14 protein-coding genes and 1 pseudogene are annotated in these 16,515 nt (G+C 47.9%); 11 read left to right on the top strand and 4 right to left on the bottom strand.

All coding sequences use genetic code 11. The features are described from left to right. Positions 1–38: 38 nt before the first annotated feature. The 4 genes from HMPREF9448_RS09180 to HMPREF9448_RS09165 all read left to right on the top strand — a co-directional run bounded on the left by HMPREF9448_RS09180 (position 39) and on the right by HMPREF9448_RS09165 (position 6,008). The gene (locus HMPREF9448_RS09180; RefSeq protein WP_004291474.1) at positions 39–461 is read left to right on the top strand and encodes a dihydrofolate reductase family protein; all 423 of its coding nucleotides are present in this window, start codon (positions 39–41) and stop codon (positions 459–461) included. A gap of 238 nt (positions 462–699) precedes the next feature. Then, the gene (locus tag HMPREF9448_RS09175; protein WP_004304269.1) at positions 700–1,305 is read left to right on the top strand and encodes an RteC domain-containing protein; all 606 of its coding nucleotides are present in this window, start codon (positions 700–702) and stop codon (positions 1,303–1,305) included. Between the two features lie 301 nt (positions 1,306–1,606). Further along, positions 1,607–2,737 carry an ATP-binding protein gene (locus HMPREF9448_RS09170; protein ID WP_004291480.1) on the top strand — a complete coding sequence of 377 codons (1,131 nt, stop codon included), beginning with the start codon at positions 1,607–1,609 and terminating at the stop codon, positions 2,735–2,737. A 16-nt stretch (positions 2,738–2,753) separates the two neighbouring features. Continuing rightward, a complete protein-coding gene (locus HMPREF9448_RS09165) occupies positions 2,754–6,008 on the top strand; it encodes a P-loop NTPase fold protein (RefSeq protein ID WP_004291481.1) in 3,255 nt (1,084 codons plus the stop codon). A gap of 131 nt (positions 6,009–6,139) precedes the next feature. On the opposite strand, the gene mobC is transcribed toward HMPREF9448_RS09165, so the two are convergent. From mobC to HMPREF9448_RS14850, 4 genes are all read right to left on the bottom strand, one after another. After that, entirely contained in the window at positions 6,140–8,158 is a 2,019-nt protein-coding gene (mobC, locus tag HMPREF9448_RS09160; RefSeq protein WP_004291482.1) for a conjugal transfer protein MobC, read from the bottom strand. Between the two features lie 30 nt (positions 8,159–8,188). Next, the gene (gene mobB / locus HMPREF9448_RS09155; RefSeq protein ID WP_004291483.1) at positions 8,189–9,436 is read right to left on the bottom strand and encodes a conjugal transfer protein MobB; all 1,248 of its coding nucleotides are present in this window, start codon (positions 9,434–9,436) and stop codon (positions 8,189–8,191) included. Continuing rightward, positions 9,415–9,843 carry a conjugal transfer protein MobA gene (gene mobA / locus HMPREF9448_RS09150; protein ID WP_004291488.1) on the bottom strand — a complete coding sequence of 143 codons (429 nt, stop codon included), beginning with the start codon at positions 9,841–9,843 and terminating at the stop codon, positions 9,415–9,417. The genes mobB and mobA overlap by 22 nt, the downstream gene beginning before the upstream one ends. A 381-nt stretch (positions 9,844–10,224) precedes the next feature. Then, entirely contained in the window at positions 10,225–10,389 is a 165-nt protein-coding gene (locus HMPREF9448_RS14850) for a hypothetical protein (RefSeq protein ID WP_196029218.1), read from the bottom strand. Between HMPREF9448_RS14850 and HMPREF9448_RS09145 the strand changes: the two genes are divergently transcribed. The 7 genes and pseudogenes from HMPREF9448_RS09145 to HMPREF9448_RS09115 form a co-directional block, all read left to right on the top strand. After that, a complete protein-coding gene (locus HMPREF9448_RS09145; protein ID WP_005783105.1) occupies positions 10,388–11,314 on the top strand; it encodes a ParA family protein in 927 nt (308 codons plus the stop codon). The two genes, HMPREF9448_RS14850 and HMPREF9448_RS09145, sit on opposite strands and share 2 nt — an antisense overlap. Before the next feature lie 2 nt (positions 11,315–11,316). Further along, entirely contained in the window at positions 11,317–11,757 is a 441-nt protein-coding gene (locus tag HMPREF9448_RS09140) for a DUF3408 domain-containing protein (protein ID WP_004291503.1), read from the top strand. A gap of 2 nt (positions 11,758–11,759) precedes the next feature. Then, positions 11,760–12,113 carry a DUF3408 domain-containing protein gene (locus HMPREF9448_RS09135; protein ID WP_004291505.1) on the top strand — a complete coding sequence of 118 codons (354 nt, stop codon included), beginning with the start codon at positions 11,760–11,762 and terminating at the stop codon, positions 12,111–12,113. Between the two features lie 16 nt (positions 12,114–12,129). Beyond that, positions 12,130–12,858, top strand: a complete 729-nt coding sequence (locus HMPREF9448_RS09130; RefSeq protein WP_004304280.1) for a hypothetical protein — start codon at positions 12,130–12,132, stop codon at positions 12,856–12,858. 201 nt (positions 12,859–13,059) lie between these two features. Next, a complete protein-coding gene (locus HMPREF9448_RS09125; protein WP_002560983.1) occupies positions 13,060–13,377 on the top strand; it encodes a DUF4134 domain-containing protein in 318 nt (105 codons plus the stop codon). 10 nt (positions 13,378–13,387) lie between these two features. Beyond that, positions 13,388–13,720: a DUF4133 domain-containing protein gene (locus HMPREF9448_RS09120; RefSeq protein ID WP_004291514.1), complete on the top strand. Its 333-nt coding sequence runs from the start codon at positions 13,388–13,390 to the stop codon at positions 13,718–13,720. Then, positions 13,717–16,104: pseudogene (locus HMPREF9448_RS09115) on the top strand (TraG family conjugative transposon ATPase); the annotation flags it as partial. The gene HMPREF9448_RS09120 and the pseudogene HMPREF9448_RS09115, both read left to right, overlap by 4 nt. Between the last annotated feature and the right edge of the window lie 411 nt (positions 16,105–16,515).

The raw sequence follows: 16,515 nt of genomic DNA, 5'->3' as shown, positions 1-16,515 counted from the left end.
GCTACTTTTTTACCCTTGCCTAACGAAAGGAAACGATTATGGGTAAAGTTCAGATTCTCGCCGTACTGACGATGGACGGATGTCTTTCTTCAGAGTTATATGATAAAGCACATCAGGATTTGTGCCTTGACCGTTGCGGTCTTGATGAAATCAGGAAGAAAGCCTTTTACCGTGTGACACCGGACTATTCCATTTCAATGCTGCACGAATGGAGAAAAGACTGCACAAACATCCGTTACCTCGCGGAAGCCACACCGGACACGGCAGACTATATAAACGGACTGCTGCGGATGCACGCTGTGGATGAAATCATACTATACACCGTTCCTTTCATATCCGGAAGCGGACGACATTTTTTTAAGTCGGCTCTGCCAGAGCAACACTGGACGCTTTCCTCTTTGAAAAGCTATCCCAACGGTGTATGTCGCATTATCTATATCCTTGATAAAAAAGCAAGATAGCCAAAATGTGCGGCAAGCATACATTTCTATTTTCAGGAATAGAATAAATGTTCCGATTACAAACAATTTAAGTCGGAGATAATTTGTCCTTGTGAAAAAATACTGAATTTTATACCTCTGAAATCCAGCACTTTGTAAAATTGAGTGTTGGATTTTTTATTTTCTGCCGCGTTTTTTGCCAATTATATTCATGTGCGCACGCAGAAAACAAAGTGTAATTTTCAAAATTGACAGAACCATGAATTATTTCTTGCTGGCGGAAACCGACTTTTTCCGCCTGATAAACGAAGCCGGCGACTGCAATATGGAAACGGCATACACGGCTTTCGCCACCCAAGTGATCGAACTGTGCAACGGCGGCATGGACATGAACCTTACCGTCATCGCGCTTGCCTACATCGAAATCGAGTTGCAGCACCATCCCGTACGTAATCTGTCAGAAGAAAAAAGAGAGATTGCCGCCTACGTCAGCAAGGCTCTGTCTTTCGTAAGAAAGATGCAGAAATTCCTTGCCACGCCCCAAGTGCCACCACTAATATCCGCCAACAACGCAACAGAAACCACCGCCAGCCTTCTTCAATGGACGGGCAATGCCATCGACCTCGTGGAACTTATCTACGGCATAGACGTGATGGGCTGCATCAACAACGGCAATATGCCGCTCAAACAGCTCGCCCCACTTCTCTATAAGATATTCGGGGTTGATTCTAAAGACTGCTACCGCTTCTACACTGATATCAAACGCCGGAAGAACGAAAGCCGCACCTATTTCATTGACAGGATGCAGGAAAAACTGAACGAGAGAATGTTGCGTGATGAGGAGTTGGAGCGGATGAGAAAATAAAAAAATATCCATTACATATGAGAAGACAGGAATACTCGTATCCTGTCTTTTTATTTTCATTTAATTATATATTAATTAGCACAATATATGTGAGTTTTTCATTCCTATAAGGACAAATTTCAGAAACGTATGTCTGGTAAATTATTGAGTCATCATAGTATGAACATATATCATTACTAAAAACAATGAAACAACTTCCATAAGATTGTGGTTGTAAAAATCGCCATTTAATAGCCCGTTTTTTTTGTAAAATTCGCCAATTAAAAAAATATGATTATCTTTGCATTATATTTTATAAGGTATGGAAACAGTAAATAGAATACTTCAAGAGAAGATTACAGCACGAATCGCGCCCAATAAAGCAGTACTGATTTTTGGTGCTCGCCGTGTTGGTAAAACGGTAATGATGCGTAAAATTGTGGACAACTATTCAGGTAGGACGATGATGCTCAACGGCGAAGACTACGACACATTAGCACTATTGGAGAATCGCTCAATAGCCAATTATCGGCATTTATTGGATGGTATTGATTTGCTGGCTATTGATGAGGCACAGAACATACCACAAATCGGTAGTATTCTGAAGTTGATAGTTGATGAAATACCGGGAATAAGTGTCTTGGCAAGTGGTTCTTCGTCATTCGATTTGCTGAATAAGACTGGTGAACCGTTGGTCGGCCGCAGTACGCAATTTCTCCTTACACCATTCTCGCAACGGGAAATCGCACAGACGGAAACGGCACTTGAAACCCGCCAGAACCTCGAAGCGCGCTTGATTTACGGTTCCTATCCCGAAGTAGTAATGATGGAGAACTATGAACGTAAAACAGACTACCTACGTGATATTGTCGGTGCATACCTGCTTAAAGATATCTTAGCAATTGACGGCTTAAAAAATTCGAGCAAGATGCGCGATCTACTGCGATTGATAGCTTTTCAGTTGGGCAGCGAAGTTTCTTACGAAGAGTTAGGTAAACAACTCGGCATGAGCAAGACGACCGTTGAAAAATACCTCGACCTATTGGAAAAGGTCTTCGTTATCTATCGTCTGGGGGCTTATTCGCGTAACCTACGCAAGGAGGTTACAAAAGCTGGCAAGTGGTACTTCTACGACAACGGCATTCGCAATGCCATTATCGGGGCTTTCTCACCGCTGGCCATTCGGCAGGATGTCGGTGCGCTGTGGGAGAACTACATCATCGGAGAGCGGCGCAAAGCGAACTTCAATGAGGGACTGCACAGGGAGTTCTATTTCTGGCGCACCTACGACAAACAGGAAATCGACCTGATTGAGGAGAGTGCCGACAGTCTTACCGCCTTGGAGTTCAAGTGGGGAAATAAAATGCCGGCCGCACCGAAAGCCTTCCAAGAAGCCTATCCCTATGCCGAGTTTCATGTGGTAAATCGGGAGAATTATTTGGAGTTCGTATAATCAATAAATTACGTATATGGAAACAAAACTACAATCCAAACAGCAATATCCGCGGTTTATCCAAAATAAACCGTGTGGTATTGACAAATTCGATGGAGGTTCGCAAGAAAGGTTGGCAAAAACTATTGCTCGCCATTTTTGTCAGAATGATTCATTGGATGAGGAATGTACTTTACCTCGAATTATCGGCATCGAAGGTATTTGGGGATCTGGAAAATCCAACGTGGTTAAAATGTTGGAACGTGAATTATCAGACGACTATTACTTTTTTGAGTATGACGCATGGGGACATCAAGAGGACTTGCAACGCCGCTCTATATTGGAATTGCTTACAAGCAAACTTATTGATGATGGTATCCTATCTGGAAATGCAACAATAAAAGTCAAAGGTGGAGGTACGAAAACCGTATCATGGTCTGAAAAGCTGAAATATTTATTAGCCCGTAAAACGGAGACCGTAACCGAAAAATATCCCCTTATCAGTAATGGTATGGTTGCGGCATTTTTGGTTGCAGTTTTAACTCCGATATTTACATTTATTGCGTATGCAGTAAAACCTACACCCACAACATGGTGGTTTTCTTTATTGTCTATTATCATAGCTGCACTGCCAGTTCTTATTGCATTGTGCGTTTGGAAATGGGCATATAGCAAAGATCATAAATATGGATGGAGTTATATGTTAGCTATTTATCAAGATAAAGTCGAAAAGGACGTTTGCTATGAGACTTTGAGCGAAGACGAACCAACGGTTTACGAGTTCAAAACATGGATGCAAGACATTTCTGATTTTATCAAGGAAAAAGGACAACGTAAATTAGTCCTTGTTTTTGACAACATGGATCGTCTCCCCGCTGAAAAAGTAAAAGAATTATGGTCTTCTATCCATACGTTCTTCGCCGATAGCGGTTTTGAAAATGTTTGGGCTGTTATTCCTTTCGATGAAACACATTTAGCTTGTGCATTCGGAGATGAGACCGACGAACAAACGAAACAACTGACCAAGTATTTTATCAATAAAACTTTCCCTATTGTTTATCGTGTTGCTCCTCCTGTTATTACCGACTATCGAAGTATATTCAACAAACTGTTTGTTGAAGCATTTGGAGAAACAGAAAATGAAGCGAAAGAAACTATAAATCGGATATTCAGATTGGTAAATCCTAATGCCAATGTTAGGGAAATTATATCATATATCAATGAGATGGTCGCTCTTAAACAAGAGTGGTGTAACGAAATTTTGATGATAAACATAGCATTGTTCTGTTTGAAGAAGACGGATATTCTGGCAAATCCAGTAGAACAAATATTGTCCGGCGACTATCTGAATGGCATTCAAACAATAATTAACAATGATCTGCAAACACAACGCGAAATTGCAGCTTTGGTATATGGTGTCGATGTTGAAGATGCTCGACAAATTCCATTGAAAAAATATATTGAAGGCTGCATCAACGGAGAAGAAGACCACGACATAAATCAATATGCAGAGACTAATAAACAATTTGACACTGTATTAGAAGAAGTTATACAATGTATGGACAATGCGCTTATCGATAAGATTATACATTGTTTGCATAAATTAACTCGAAAGAGCGATGTTATTCTGCGTGTATGGCAAAGAATAGCACAATTGAAATTAAAAGAATCCATAGAGAAGCAGGTGTTCCCTGTCGAATACCAAGAACTGCTGTTGCATTTAGACACGGAAAGCCAAAACCATGTGATTGCTCAATTATATAAGAAGATAGTTCGGTTCAATGACTTCAATGGCGGCGACTATTTCAAAACGTTAGATGCAATAGACAGGTTTATTGCGCAAAATAAGTTGGCGTGCGATTTTACGTCATTGATTGAAGCAAAAACAGTCAAGCCAAATACATTTATCGATTATATTCAAGCTGCAAATGCAACAGATGCTGCCTATCGGGATAACGCGACAACTAAAGCATATAAATATTATCAAGTAGCAACAAATTCGGAGGCGCTCGATAATTATTTGGCAAACTTACTACCCGATAATTTCGACCATGCAGATATTGTAAAAACGTTAAAAGATAATTCTACCTATACGTTTCCAACGCTTTTGCAAGCGATCACGAATTGCATTGATGAACAGAATGTAAATAAAGATAATATAGGGGCTATATTTACAACCTATCGTTTATTGGCATCTGACGAAGAAAGACCTTTACCTGTAACGTTAGATTCAACCTACATAAATCAGTTGCATTCTGAATTAGAAACTGATGGCCGAAACATTAAAGAGTCTGGATATTACGATTTAGTCGCCATGCAATTGGCACATGGTCATTCCGTTTCCTTAATAGAGGGTGGAGATATAAAATATGTTGCAGAACTCATGGACTATTATGTGGATCATGGAGACTTATTAGTAAATAGTGTGGGATGGAATATACCGCTATTAAATGAAACACTACAATACATGGTAAATCATAAACTTGGCTATAAATTATTGCTCTCAGACATATTGCCCCAATTTGAAGATATTAAGAACAGAATAGGTGTAACGGATGAGGTATTTATCGAGCATTTAGCAGAGTGGAATACCGATTTGGATAAGTATATCACTAAGAACAATATTAAAGATGTAATTCCTGACGCATCTTTTTACGATTTGACCACTAAAATAAGCAATGTCCTGACCGATCATATCAATAAAATAGCGTTCGAAGCGTTGTCTGAAATAAGTGTTGATACATTATACGCCCAAAGAACAGCACATACATCATATTATTGGTTTGTCGCAATAAAACATTTACTGGCTAAAATCAAATCCTTGCCAGATAACTTGACTGAATTTGGCAAAAAGATTCTGATGGATATTGCTTCTGGAACTCAAAGTTTGAATCCTTTCCCTAATTGTTTCAAGAATATAGTTGAAAGATTGGATAAACGAAAAATTAAATCGACAGTTACCGATATAAGAAATGATTTCTGCATCGGTAAAAAGACTATCAATGCAATAAAGTTTCAATTTTTCGAAACATGGCTTAGATCGCATGGTAATTTGAAAAGTCAAGCTGGAGACGTTATTGATAAAATAGTGAAACCTGTAATTTCCGATGGGGCATGCCGTTCATTGATTCTGCAAAACAAAGATTTTTATATGGATTTAATAAATACAGCAGGGGATGATGCTTATGAATTGAAAAAGAGTCTCCGAAACCTCATACAAAAAGATTCAGATCCGCAATTGGTTAAATTTGTCAATTCGATAGATTCAGTACCTGAGGTTGAAACCGCGTAAGTATTTGTCTAACAAGTCCGAATTTTACGATTTTACCCGTCAGAACTGAAGTGCCCCCCCAAAAAATTGTATCCAACTTTTGGGGGTCACTTCAAACTTCGATAGGGATAATTTTCAATTTTGGGGACTTGTTAGACAGTCTCATTATCTGGTAGCAGTTTACACAGCACCGGATCGTTTTTGATACGCTCCAGTTCCTCCTGCACAATCTGCTTCACCTCTTCCTTGATGCGCCGGTAGTTCGCCTGCACCGTTTCCTTCATGCGGTCGTTGCCGTCCTCGTCCGTGAAGTTTGTAATGACGGGAATTTTCTTGTAGGCACTTTCTTCCCGTTTCACCTTTTCGGCATCCACCACAATCTCGCAATGAAAAATCTTCTGCTCGATACGCTCGTTGAAGTTGTCGGATACAGAACCGACAAACATTCCCTGCGTAAGCCCGGAAATCTTACTCGGTGGAATGAGCGCGTCCATCTGCGTGTTGATGGAGGTGGAAACATCCTGCCGGTTGATGGAGATGGACTGCCGTTTCTGCAACACCTTACCGAACCGCTCGGAGAGCGTCTTGGCTGTTTCCCCCACCACCTGACCGGAGAAAATATTGCCGACAGTGTTCATCACCACTTTCGCCTCTTTGTCCCCGTAGTCACGCACTAACTGGCTGAAATCCTGAAAGCCCAGACACACGGCAACCTTGTTGCTTCGGGCGGTAGCTATAAGATTGTCCAACCCTTTGAAGTATATTGTGGGCAACTCGTCGATGATGACCGATGACTTCAGCATCCCCTTCTTGTTGATGAGCTTCACGATACGGGAATTATACAGACCGAGTGCCGCACCGTAGATATTCTGACGGTCGGGATTGTTACCCACGCAGAGGATTTTCGGCTCTTCGGGATTGTTGATGTCCAGCGTAAACTCGCTGTCTGACATCACCCAGTAGAGCTGCGGTGAAATCATCCTCGAAAGCGGGATTTTTGCCGACGCTATCTGACCCATGAGCTGCTCCGCAGCCCCTCCAAGCCACGCATCCATGAACGGCGAAAGGTAGTTCTCCAGCTCCGGATAAGAGGTCAGTATCGGAAATATATCCTCGTAACGGCGGTTCAGAAACTCGATAGCATGGGGAAACGTGCAAAACTTCCCGTTCTGATAGATTTTGAGATACCAGATAATACTGGCAAACAGAATGATAGGTGACTCCACGAAGAAGTCGCCCTGCTTTTGCACCCACGTTTTATTGAGGTTGAGCATTATTGTGTAGGCACTCTCATAGGCATCCGTAATATCTTCCATAAAATCCGGGTGAATGGGATTGCACCGATGAGAGCGTCGCGGGTCGTCGAAGTTGATCACATAGAACTTCGGCTTTACCTTGTAGCCGTCCGGGTGGTTCAGCAAATGGTTGTAGGCAATAGTAGATAGGTCGGGATACTTGAAATCGTAGATGTATTGACTAAAGCCCTTTTCAATCTGTTGCTTGATAAAATTGTTTACCACGGCATAGGACTTGCCGCTGCCCGGCGTACCCAACACGATGGACGCACGGAAGGGATTAACTACATTGATCCAACCGTTGTTCCAGCGTTTCCTGTAATAGAAACGTGTCGGCAGATTGACCGAATACTCGCTTTCGATAAGCCTCGTTTCCTGCATGAAACTCTCGTTCTCGTTGTTGAAAACATCCTCCATCAAATTGTGTTTCAACAGGCGGCTCATCCACAGACCACCCATCAACAGGCAGACATAGCCCGTTCCAATGGTAAGGACATACAGTCCCGTCACCGCTTCAAGCGGCAGCGGCAGGGGCAGCAACCACCAGTTCAGGAAAAACAGCACGAACCCGACGGCAAATGCTGTCCAGATTCTCCCCCAAGTGATTTTCTCACCCTTGACACCCTTCGTACCCAGACAGGACAAGGCAAGCAAAAGGACGGAAAACAGCTTCGTGTAGAGAATGGAATGGAACAGCCCCGCCGTGCGGTCGAAGTTCAGAAGGATTTTGTCCACCACGCCGATGTTCACGCCCCACAGCCGGATGGCTTCGTAGCAGAACCAGTACACGTTCATGACCACTAAAATGATACTCACGGCACGCAGAAAATCCATGATTTTCGCCAATGCCCTCAAATCGTCTTCTTGTTGTGACATACATTGATTTTTTAATTGTTGATACTCTGATTACATACCCAAGCCCTTGCGTTTTTTCTTCTTTTTGCGCTTCATCGCCCGGATGAAAGCCTCTTCCTCGGCATCTACCGCCGGACCTTCGGGAGTGAGCAAGCCCATACCGCCCGATATATCTTCACTGTCGTAGGCGGTCTGCCCGTGTGCCTTGTCCGCAGCATCCACAGGGATGGATAGCGGTATCGGCGGTTGTCCGGCGTATGGCAGGGTGAAGTGTTCCTGCAAGGCATTCGCCGAAAGCTCCTTACCCATGCGCGAACCGTTCAGCACGCATCCCGTGCGGTGGTCGATGAAGGTAGCCCCATAGATGCGCCCTTCCTCTGTGTAGCGCAGTACGGTGTCGATGCCCTTCTCTTTGAGTTGGGATACAAATTTGTCCTTGTCATAAGTGCCTTGCAGCACGGAAAGGACGGTGCGTTTCGTCATGTCTGCCAGTTTCCTATCCTTGATTTCCGATTTGGAACGGACAAACTTCTTCTGTACGGCTTCATAGCCTGCGGACTTCCCGAAAAGCGAGGATTTGAACGGGTTGCCCACCTTGTTACCCTTGTCGTCCGTGACGGAATAGACCAGCCCGTGATACTCCCGTCCGCGCACGTTGCCCCTCGCTTCCTCCACCGTCATATTATATAAGGAAAGGAGCGCACGGTATTCGCCCATCGTCTGGAAACGGTACTGCCCATTCAGAGCCTTCACGGTGTTGCCTACCTGCTTCTTCACATCACCTGCCGATGCGGCCACCTTGCGCAACGGATTATCCAATCTCTGATTTTTACGTTCTGCCGGATGCAATCCGTACTTCTGTTCCAGTTCCCTGCGGATACGGTCGCTGCGGCGGTAGAGAAAATCCCGGTTGAGCCTTTTCCCGTTCTCGTCCACGTTGACCGTCACGATGTGCAGGTGGTGGCGGTCGATGTCCTCGTGCTTGAATACAAGATAAGGCTGGTTTCCGAAACCGAGTTTTTCCAGATACTCGCGGGCGATATTCTGCAACTCAATATCGGTCAGCACATCCTCCGGGTGCGGGTTGAGAGAGATATGCACCACCGGCTTCTCGATCTTCATCTGCGGTGGCAGGAAGGTGAGAAAACCCTCCATCGCCTTGCCTATGTCCACCGTTCCCGAACCGTCATTGTAGATGCGGTTGGTGGTGAGAAGCCGCCCCTGCGCCTCGTTAATCTTCTCCCCGTTGTAGGCAATCGCGCCGTACAACGAACTTCCTACACTGATTTTTGCGACCATTTTGCCTCCATTTCCCTTGAAAGTTCCACAATCCGGCGGCTCAGTTTCACGAGTTCGACGGTGTGTTGCTCTAATTTGTAGAGCAACGCCATCGCCTTTTTCTCTGAAAAATGCAGCCTCAGTTCCTTCACGACTTGGTTGTAATTCGTACCCACGGCACGGAATTGTGCATGAAAATCCGACAGTTTGGTGTAATAGTCCACCAACGTCTTGTCCACCTTCAGCACCTTGAACGGTTGCCCGAAGAAGTGCGCTTTGAGGAAAACAGACCGTGCATAGACACCCGATTTTCCGAACATGGCGAGGAAACGGTTGTGTTCCTCCTCGTTGAAACGGACGGTGTACCGGTACACCGCCGGATCAAGTTTGGGATTTCTCCCTGATTTGCTTTTCCTTTTCTCTTTCATATTACTTTGGATTTAGCGGATTGACGGCATAAGCCGCCGCTTCGGATTACAGCACCGCAGTTCTGAAAGGCTTCCCGACTTCGGAGGGAAAGCCCGCCCCCTGCAAGGGCAAGTGCTTTTCGTGGCTGCTCAAAATATTTTGAGCGGCTGAAAAGACATCTTGCTATGTTCAGGTGAACATAAAAATCCGTCAGGGGACGGATTGGGAAAATACCTTTCAGGACTCCGGGCCGCGCGTCATCGGCGAACCCTGCTGTCCGGGTGCAAAGTTACGCCCTTAAAGCGGTATCGGACAGATGCTTGACCCGGTCAATGACTGCCAACCGGCGCAACGTGCCGCCACTTGCCGGAGAAGTGATACAGGTTCCAAAATATACTTGTTTATTTGCAGCATGATTCAAGAAACGAACGATTTGAAGATATGATAAACGGAACATTCAAATACCCGGAAATCCGCTTCTTCGGATACTTGCCGAAACGGATACCCGAACCGTCGGAAACCCGGTTCTCCGACAATTCGGTGACGTATGGATTCAATGACTTCATGACGCAATGTCGTCAATCACCATTTGTCCGACGCACCGCTTCACCACAGAACCGGATACGCGACGACCCGCCTGCGTGTGTAGTCACGGAAGCGGATGGTGCGACAGCCAAATCCGTATGGAAACAGAAAAACAAATCATCAACAATTAAAATAAATGGAACTATGAGTAAGGAAATCTTCGTTGCATTCGCAACACAGAAAGGTGGCATCGGCAAATCCACTGTCACGGCACTTGCCGCCAGCTACCTGCACAACGTGAAAGGCTACAATGTCGCCGTCGTGGACTGCGACGACCCGCAGCACAGCATCCACGGGCTGCGCGAACACGAAATGGGGCTTATCGACAGCAGCACCTACTTCAAGGCTCTCGCTTGCGACCATTTCCGCCGGATCAAAAAGAACGCCTACACCATCGTCAAAAGCAATGCGGTGAACGCCCTCGACGATGCCGAGAGGATGATTGCCACTGAGGACGTGAAACCCGACGTGGTGTTCTTCGACATGCCCGGCACACTCCGAAGCAACGGCGTGATAAAGACGCTCTCGCAGATGGACTACATTTTCACTCCGCTGAGTGCCGACCGCTTTGTCGTGGAGAGTACCCTGAAATTCGTCACGATGTTCCGCGACAGGCTGATGACTACCGGACAGGCGAAAACAAAGGGGCTGCATCTGTTCTGGACGATGGTGGACGGCAGGGAGAGGAACGACTTGTACGGCATCTACGAGGAAGTGATAGCCGAAATGGGCTTTCCGGTACTTTCCACCCGCTTGCCCGACAGCAAGAAGTTCCGCCGTGACCTTTCGGAAGAGCGCAAGAGCGTTTTCCGCTCCACCATCTTCCCGATGGACACGGCACTGCTGAAAGGGAGTGGCATCCGGGAGTTTTCCGAAGAGATAAGCGACATCATCAGACCGCAGTGAGCATGGGCAGCAGGAAAGTGAACACGGAAGGCATCGACGAGGAACTGCTGTTAGCCTCCATCGGGCGGCGCACACAGGACGGGACACTGCGCCCCGCACAGGAAGTACCCGCAGCTGCACCGACCGAAGAGGACACCGCCGCACCGGAACCATCTCCTGTGCAACCCGTAACACGGGAAAAAGCGCAGAGGGAAAGTGGACGCCGGAAAAGGCAGGACGAGGACTACAACGAGCTATTCCTGCGCCGCAACGAGATAAAGACCCGCCAATGTGTCTATATCAGCCGTGACGTCCACGGCAAGATCCTCAGAATCGTGAACGACATCGCCGGAGGGGAAATCTCAGTAGGCGGATATGTGGATACCGTGCTGCGCCAGCATCTGGAACAGCACAAGGAGAGAATCAACGAACTGTACAAGAAACAACGTGAAGATCTGATTTGAAAATGGAAAAAGAAATGACACCGAATGAAAAAAGACCACAGCAAGACTGCGGAGGTATGTTTACCCAAGTGCAGGCGAGTGTGGAAATACTGTCGCCTGTCCCGGTAAGCGGCAAATGCAGTGAGAAGGACTATGAACGCCTGTTCATCCGCGACCCGGAAGTAAAGGCACGTGAGGGGAAGATGGCGTATGTGCGCCCGGAGTACCACGAGCGTATCATGCGTATCACCCGTGTAATCGGGCATGACCGGCTTACGCTGTCCGCTTACATCGACCATGTGCTGACGCACCACTTCAACCAGTGCGAAGATGCGATAAAGAGCCTTTATGCCCGAAATTACAATTCAGTATTCTAACCAAAAACGGAAGGATATGAATTACACAATCAGCATGACAGACATTCTGCTGGCGGTATCGGTCGGCTGCAACCTCTGGTTCCTGTTCCTGCTCCTTTACGAGCGCATCATGGACACGCGGATTGTCCGCTTCTTCAAGGGCATTGTCGGATTATGGCGGTCACTGGACGGGAATGAGGCTAAACGCATAGCGGCACACGAGGAAGTCCCTGCGGAAAAGGCGGACATCATCGGCAAGAGCCGTTTCAGGATGGCATCCACCCGGACAACCGCTGCCATACCGACGCAAGAAGCCGCCACTATTGAAAAAGGCATTGAGCTGTCGGAGGAAGAGGCTACTTTTGACGACGGAAAAACGGGAAACGCATCCCGCCCGGCACAAGTCCCGGAGGAAAAACTCGATGAGACCTTCACGAGCATACCGCCGGAGGAACTGGGATACGGGGACGACGAACCGGAAGAGGACGCCTCGGACACGCCACGGGCTTCGGGCAGCAGCTTTGACGAGATTGACGACGCCTGCAAGACCGCCAAAAACCCGGACGCGACACAGGCGGAACGTGAAAAGGCGGCTAAGGTGTTCACCGACATGGAGGGCACGGAGTTGTACGAGAAAATGATGGAAGGCTCTTCGGAGATAGGCATCCGCATCAAGGGGCTTATCGAGATTCGGCTGAAGAAATCTGAAAAGGAGTTCGTCGTGCCGGACAACATCGAGGAGTTCGACATTCGCAACTATGTATGACAACAATAAAAGAAATGAACATGAAAGAATGACATCAACCCACGCGGCGAGGAAACGCAAGGCGCATCCCCATCCGCAACGGACACGCCCACGTCCGTGGAAACAAACGGGCATCCACTAAAACCAAAGTAAAGAAACAAAGTATCAACCGCCCGACAAAGGACCATCCACCCTTTTGACGGCAAAAAACAAGAACAGTTTATGAACAAGAACATCTTGAAAAACAGAAAAGCAATCCTCTCCGCGGCACTTGTCATCGCCGCAACCGCCTCCGCTTTCGCGCAGGGAAACGGCATCGCGGGCATCAACGAAGCCACCTCTATGGTGAGTTCTTATTTCGACCCCGGAACTAAACTGATATACGCCATCGGTGCAGTCGTCGGGCTTATCGGGGGCGTAAAAGTGTACGGCAAGTTTTCATCGGGCGACCCCGACACCAGCAAGACAGCCGCCTCGTGGTTCGGCGCGTGCATCTTCCTGATTGTTGCCGCCACCATCCTGCGCTCATTCTTCCTTTAATAAATAATGTATGGCTGAATACCCAATCAACAAGGGTATCGGCCGTCCGGTAGAGTTCAAGGGCTTGAAGGCACAGTACCTCTTCATCTTCTGCGGAGGTCTGCTGGCTCTCTTCGTCCTGTTCGTCATCCTCTACATGGTCGGTATCGACCAGTGGATATGTATCGGCTTCGGCGCGGCATCGTCCTCCCTCCTTGTATGGCAGACCTTCGCGCTGAACGCCCGGTACGGTGAACACGGGCTGATGAAATTAGGAGCGGCACGGAGCCATCCCCGATACCTTATCAACCGGCGGCGGATAACCCGTCTGTTCAAACGACAACGAAAGGAAGAAAGACAATGAGGAATACATCGAAAATGACAACACTGGAAAACAGGTTCCCACTTTTAGCGGTGGAGCATGGCTGCATCATCTCAAAGGACGCCGACATCACGGTGGCTTTCGAGGTGGAACTACCGGAACTTTACACCGTGACGGGTGCGGAGTACGAGGCGATACACAGTTGCTGGTGCAAGGCTATCAAGGTGCTGCCGGACTACTCCGTCGTCCACAAACAGGACTGGTTCATCAAGGAACGCTACAAACCGGAGCTTCAGAAGGACGACATGAGCTTTTTAAGCCGCTCTTTCGAGCGTCACTTCAACGAGCGTCCGTACCTGAAACACACCTGCTACCTCTACCTGACCAAGACAACAAAGGAGCGTAACCGGATGCAGAGCAATTTCAGCACGCTGTGCCGGGGACATATCATCCCGAAGGAGCTGGACAGGGAAACCACGACCAAGTTCTTGGAAGCCTGCGAACAGTTCGAGCGCATCATGAACGACAGCGGGCTTGTCAGGCTGCGCCGCCTCTCCACCGATGAGATTGTGGGTACTGAGGGAAAGACGGGACTTATTGAACGCTACTTCTCGCTCATGCCGGAAGGTGACACCACCTTGCAGGACATCGAGCTTTCGGCAAGGGAGATGCGCATCGGCGACAACCGCCTGTGTCTGCACACCCTCTCCGACGCGGAAGACCTGCCGGGCAAGGTGGCTACCGACACCCGTTACGAGAAGCTCTCCACCGACCGGAGTGACTGCCGACTGTCATTCGCCTCCCCGGTGGGGCTTCTGCTCTCCTGCAACCATATCTACAACCAGTATGTGCTGATAGACAACAGTGAGGAAACCTTGCAGAAGTTCGAGAAGTCCGCCCGTAACATGCAGTCGCTATCTCGCTATTCAAGGAGCAACAGCATCAACCGCGAGTGGATAGACCAATACCTGAACGAAGCCCATTCCTACGGACTGACCTCGGTACGGGCACACTTCAACGTCATGGCGTGGAGCGACGATGCGGAGGAACTGAAGCATATCAAGAACGACGTGGGCAGCCAGTTGGCAAGCATGGAATGCGTGCCGCGCCACAACACCATCGACTGCCCGACACTCTACTGGGCGGCGATACCCGGCAATGCGGCGGACTTCCCGGCGGAAGAGAGTTTCCACACCTTCATCGAACAGGCGGTGTGCCTGTTCACAGAGGAAACCAACTACCGCAGCTCGCTCTCGCCCTTCGGCATCAAGATGGTGGACAGGCTCACGGGAAAACCGCTGCACCTTGACATCTCCGACCTGCCCATGAAGCGAGGTATCACGACCAACCGCAACAAGTTCGTGCTGGGTCCTTCGGGCAGCGGCAAGTCTTTCTTCATGAACCACCTCGTGCGCCAATATTATGAGCAAGGCGCACATGTGGTATTGGTGGACACGGGAAACTCCTATCAGGGCTTGTGCGGCATGATCCGACGCAAGACAGGCGGAGCGGACGGTGTGTATTTCACCTACACGGAAGATAAGCCCATCAGCTTCAACCCGTTCTACACCGACGATTACATCTTCGACGTGGAGAAGAAGGACAGCATCAAGACCCTGTTGCTGACGCTCTGGAAGTCGGAGGACGACAAGGTGACAAAGACGGAGAGCGGCGAGCTGGGCAGTGCCGTGAGTGCCTATATTGAGCGCATCCAATCCGACCGTAGCATCGTGCCGTCGTTCAACACCTTCTACGAGTATATGCGTGACGACTACCGCAAGGAACTGGCACAGCGTGACATCAAGGTGGAGAAGTCCGACTTCAACATCGACAACATGCTCACCACCATGCGGCAGTATTACCGGGGCGGGCGTTACGATTTCCTGCTCAACTCCACGGAGAACATCGACCTGCTCGGCAAGCGGTTCATCGTCTTCGAGATAGATTCGATTAAAGAAAACCGCGAACTGTTCCCCGTCGTGACCATCATCATCATGGAAGCCTTCATCAACAAGATGCGGCGGCTGAAAGGCGTGCGGAAACAGCTTATCGTGGAAGAGGCTTGGAAGGCCCTCTCATCGGCGAACATGGCTGAATATCTGCGCTATATGTATAAGACGGTCAGAAAATATTACGGCGAGGCAATCGTGGTGACGCAGGAGGTGGACGACATTATCAGTTCTCCGGTGGTCAAAGAGAGCATTATCAACAACTCGGATTGTAAAATCCTGCTTGACCAAAGGAAATATATGAACAAGTTCGACCAGATACAGGCGTTGCTCGGACTGACGGAAAAGGAGAAGTCGCAGATACTCTCCATCAACATGGCGAACAACCCTTCACGGCTCTACAAGGAGGTGTGGATAGGCTTGGGCGGCACGCAGTCGGCGGTCTATGCCACGGAGGTCAGCGCGGAAGAGTATCTGGTGCGCCCGTAAAGGGAATTTGACGAATGTCGCTTTGGCAAGCGACTGGGCAAGTGTTTAAAATGCCCATTAACAACCGCTTACCGGAGGGGGAAACCCCATAAGGGAACACAGCACGTTGGTAAAGCCATAAGTCAGCCAACTATCAGGCTGCGACTGAATGGCAAGTTAAAAAGATAGATATAAGGATAAAGCCTGCATTGGTTGAACGATAGTCCGAGCAGTCGTATCCTTGGGCGGTGACGGAAGATAGTTATATACGTCACACTGCGGTACTACACCGATGACAGATAGCGGATGTAGCATAAACTGACCGCAGGGCAACTGCCATAAGCAGTAAAGGACGAAAGTCGTATCCGACAATCTATCGCGCCAAACAGTTGTCAAGTTCCTAAACGGGGATTGCCTAAA

The sequence above is a fragment of the Barnesiella intestinihominis YIT 11860 genome (assembly GCF_000296465.1).
GTDB classification, from domain to species: Bacteria; Bacteroidota; Bacteroidia; order Bacteroidales; family Barnesiellaceae; genus Barnesiella; species Barnesiella intestinihominis.
The sequence above is the reverse complement of the archived record's forward strand: the minus strand, read 5'-3'. Positions and strand labels throughout refer to the sequence as shown.

Bases quoted from the DNA above. Each gene is read 5' to 3' on its own strand.
- HMPREF9448_RS09165 (WP_004291481.1), top strand. From the start codon at position 2,754: ATGGAAACAAAACTACAATCCAAACAGCAATATCCGCGGTTTATCCAA.
- HMPREF9448_RS09180 (WP_004291474.1), top strand. From the start codon at position 39: ATGGGTAAAGTTCAGATTCTCGCCGTACTGACGATGGACGGATGTCTT.
- HMPREF9448_RS14850 (WP_196029218.1), bottom strand. From the start codon at position 10,389: ATGAAGTCATTGAATCCATACGTCACCGAATTGTCGGAGAACCGGGTT.
- HMPREF9448_RS09140 (WP_004291503.1), top strand. From the start codon at position 11,317: ATGGGCAGCAGGAAAGTGAACACGGAAGGCATCGACGAGGAACTGCTG.
- mobC (WP_004291482.1), bottom strand. From the start codon at position 8,158: ATGTCACAACAAGAAGACGATTTGAGGGCATTGGCGAAAATCATGGAT.
- mobA (WP_004291488.1), bottom strand. From the start codon at position 9,843: ATGAAAGAGAAAAGGAAAAGCAAATCAGGGAGAAATCCCAAACTTGAT.
- HMPREF9448_RS09125 (WP_002560983.1), top strand. From the start codon at position 13,060: ATGAACAAGAACATCTTGAAAAACAGAAAAGCAATCCTCTCCGCGGCA.
- mobB (WP_004291483.1), bottom strand. From the start codon at position 9,436: ATGGTCGCAAAAATCAGTGTAGGAAGTTCGTTGTACGGCGCGATTGCC.
- HMPREF9448_RS09120 (WP_004291514.1), top strand. From the start codon at position 13,388: ATGGCTGAATACCCAATCAACAAGGGTATCGGCCGTCCGGTAGAGTTC.
- HMPREF9448_RS09175 (WP_004304269.1), top strand. From the start codon at position 700: ATGAATTATTTCTTGCTGGCGGAAACCGACTTTTTCCGCCTGATAAAC.
- HMPREF9448_RS09145 (WP_005783105.1), top strand. From the start codon at position 10,388: ATGACGCAATGTCGTCAATCACCATTTGTCCGACGCACCGCTTCACCA.
- HMPREF9448_RS09170 (WP_004291480.1), top strand. From the start codon at position 1,607: ATGGAAACAGTAAATAGAATACTTCAAGAGAAGATTACAGCACGAATC.
- HMPREF9448_RS09130 (WP_004304280.1), top strand. From the start codon at position 12,130: ATGAATTACACAATCAGCATGACAGACATTCTGCTGGCGGTATCGGTC.
- HMPREF9448_RS09135 (WP_004291505.1), top strand. From the start codon at position 11,760: ATGGAAAAAGAAATGACACCGAATGAAAAAAGACCACAGCAAGACTGC.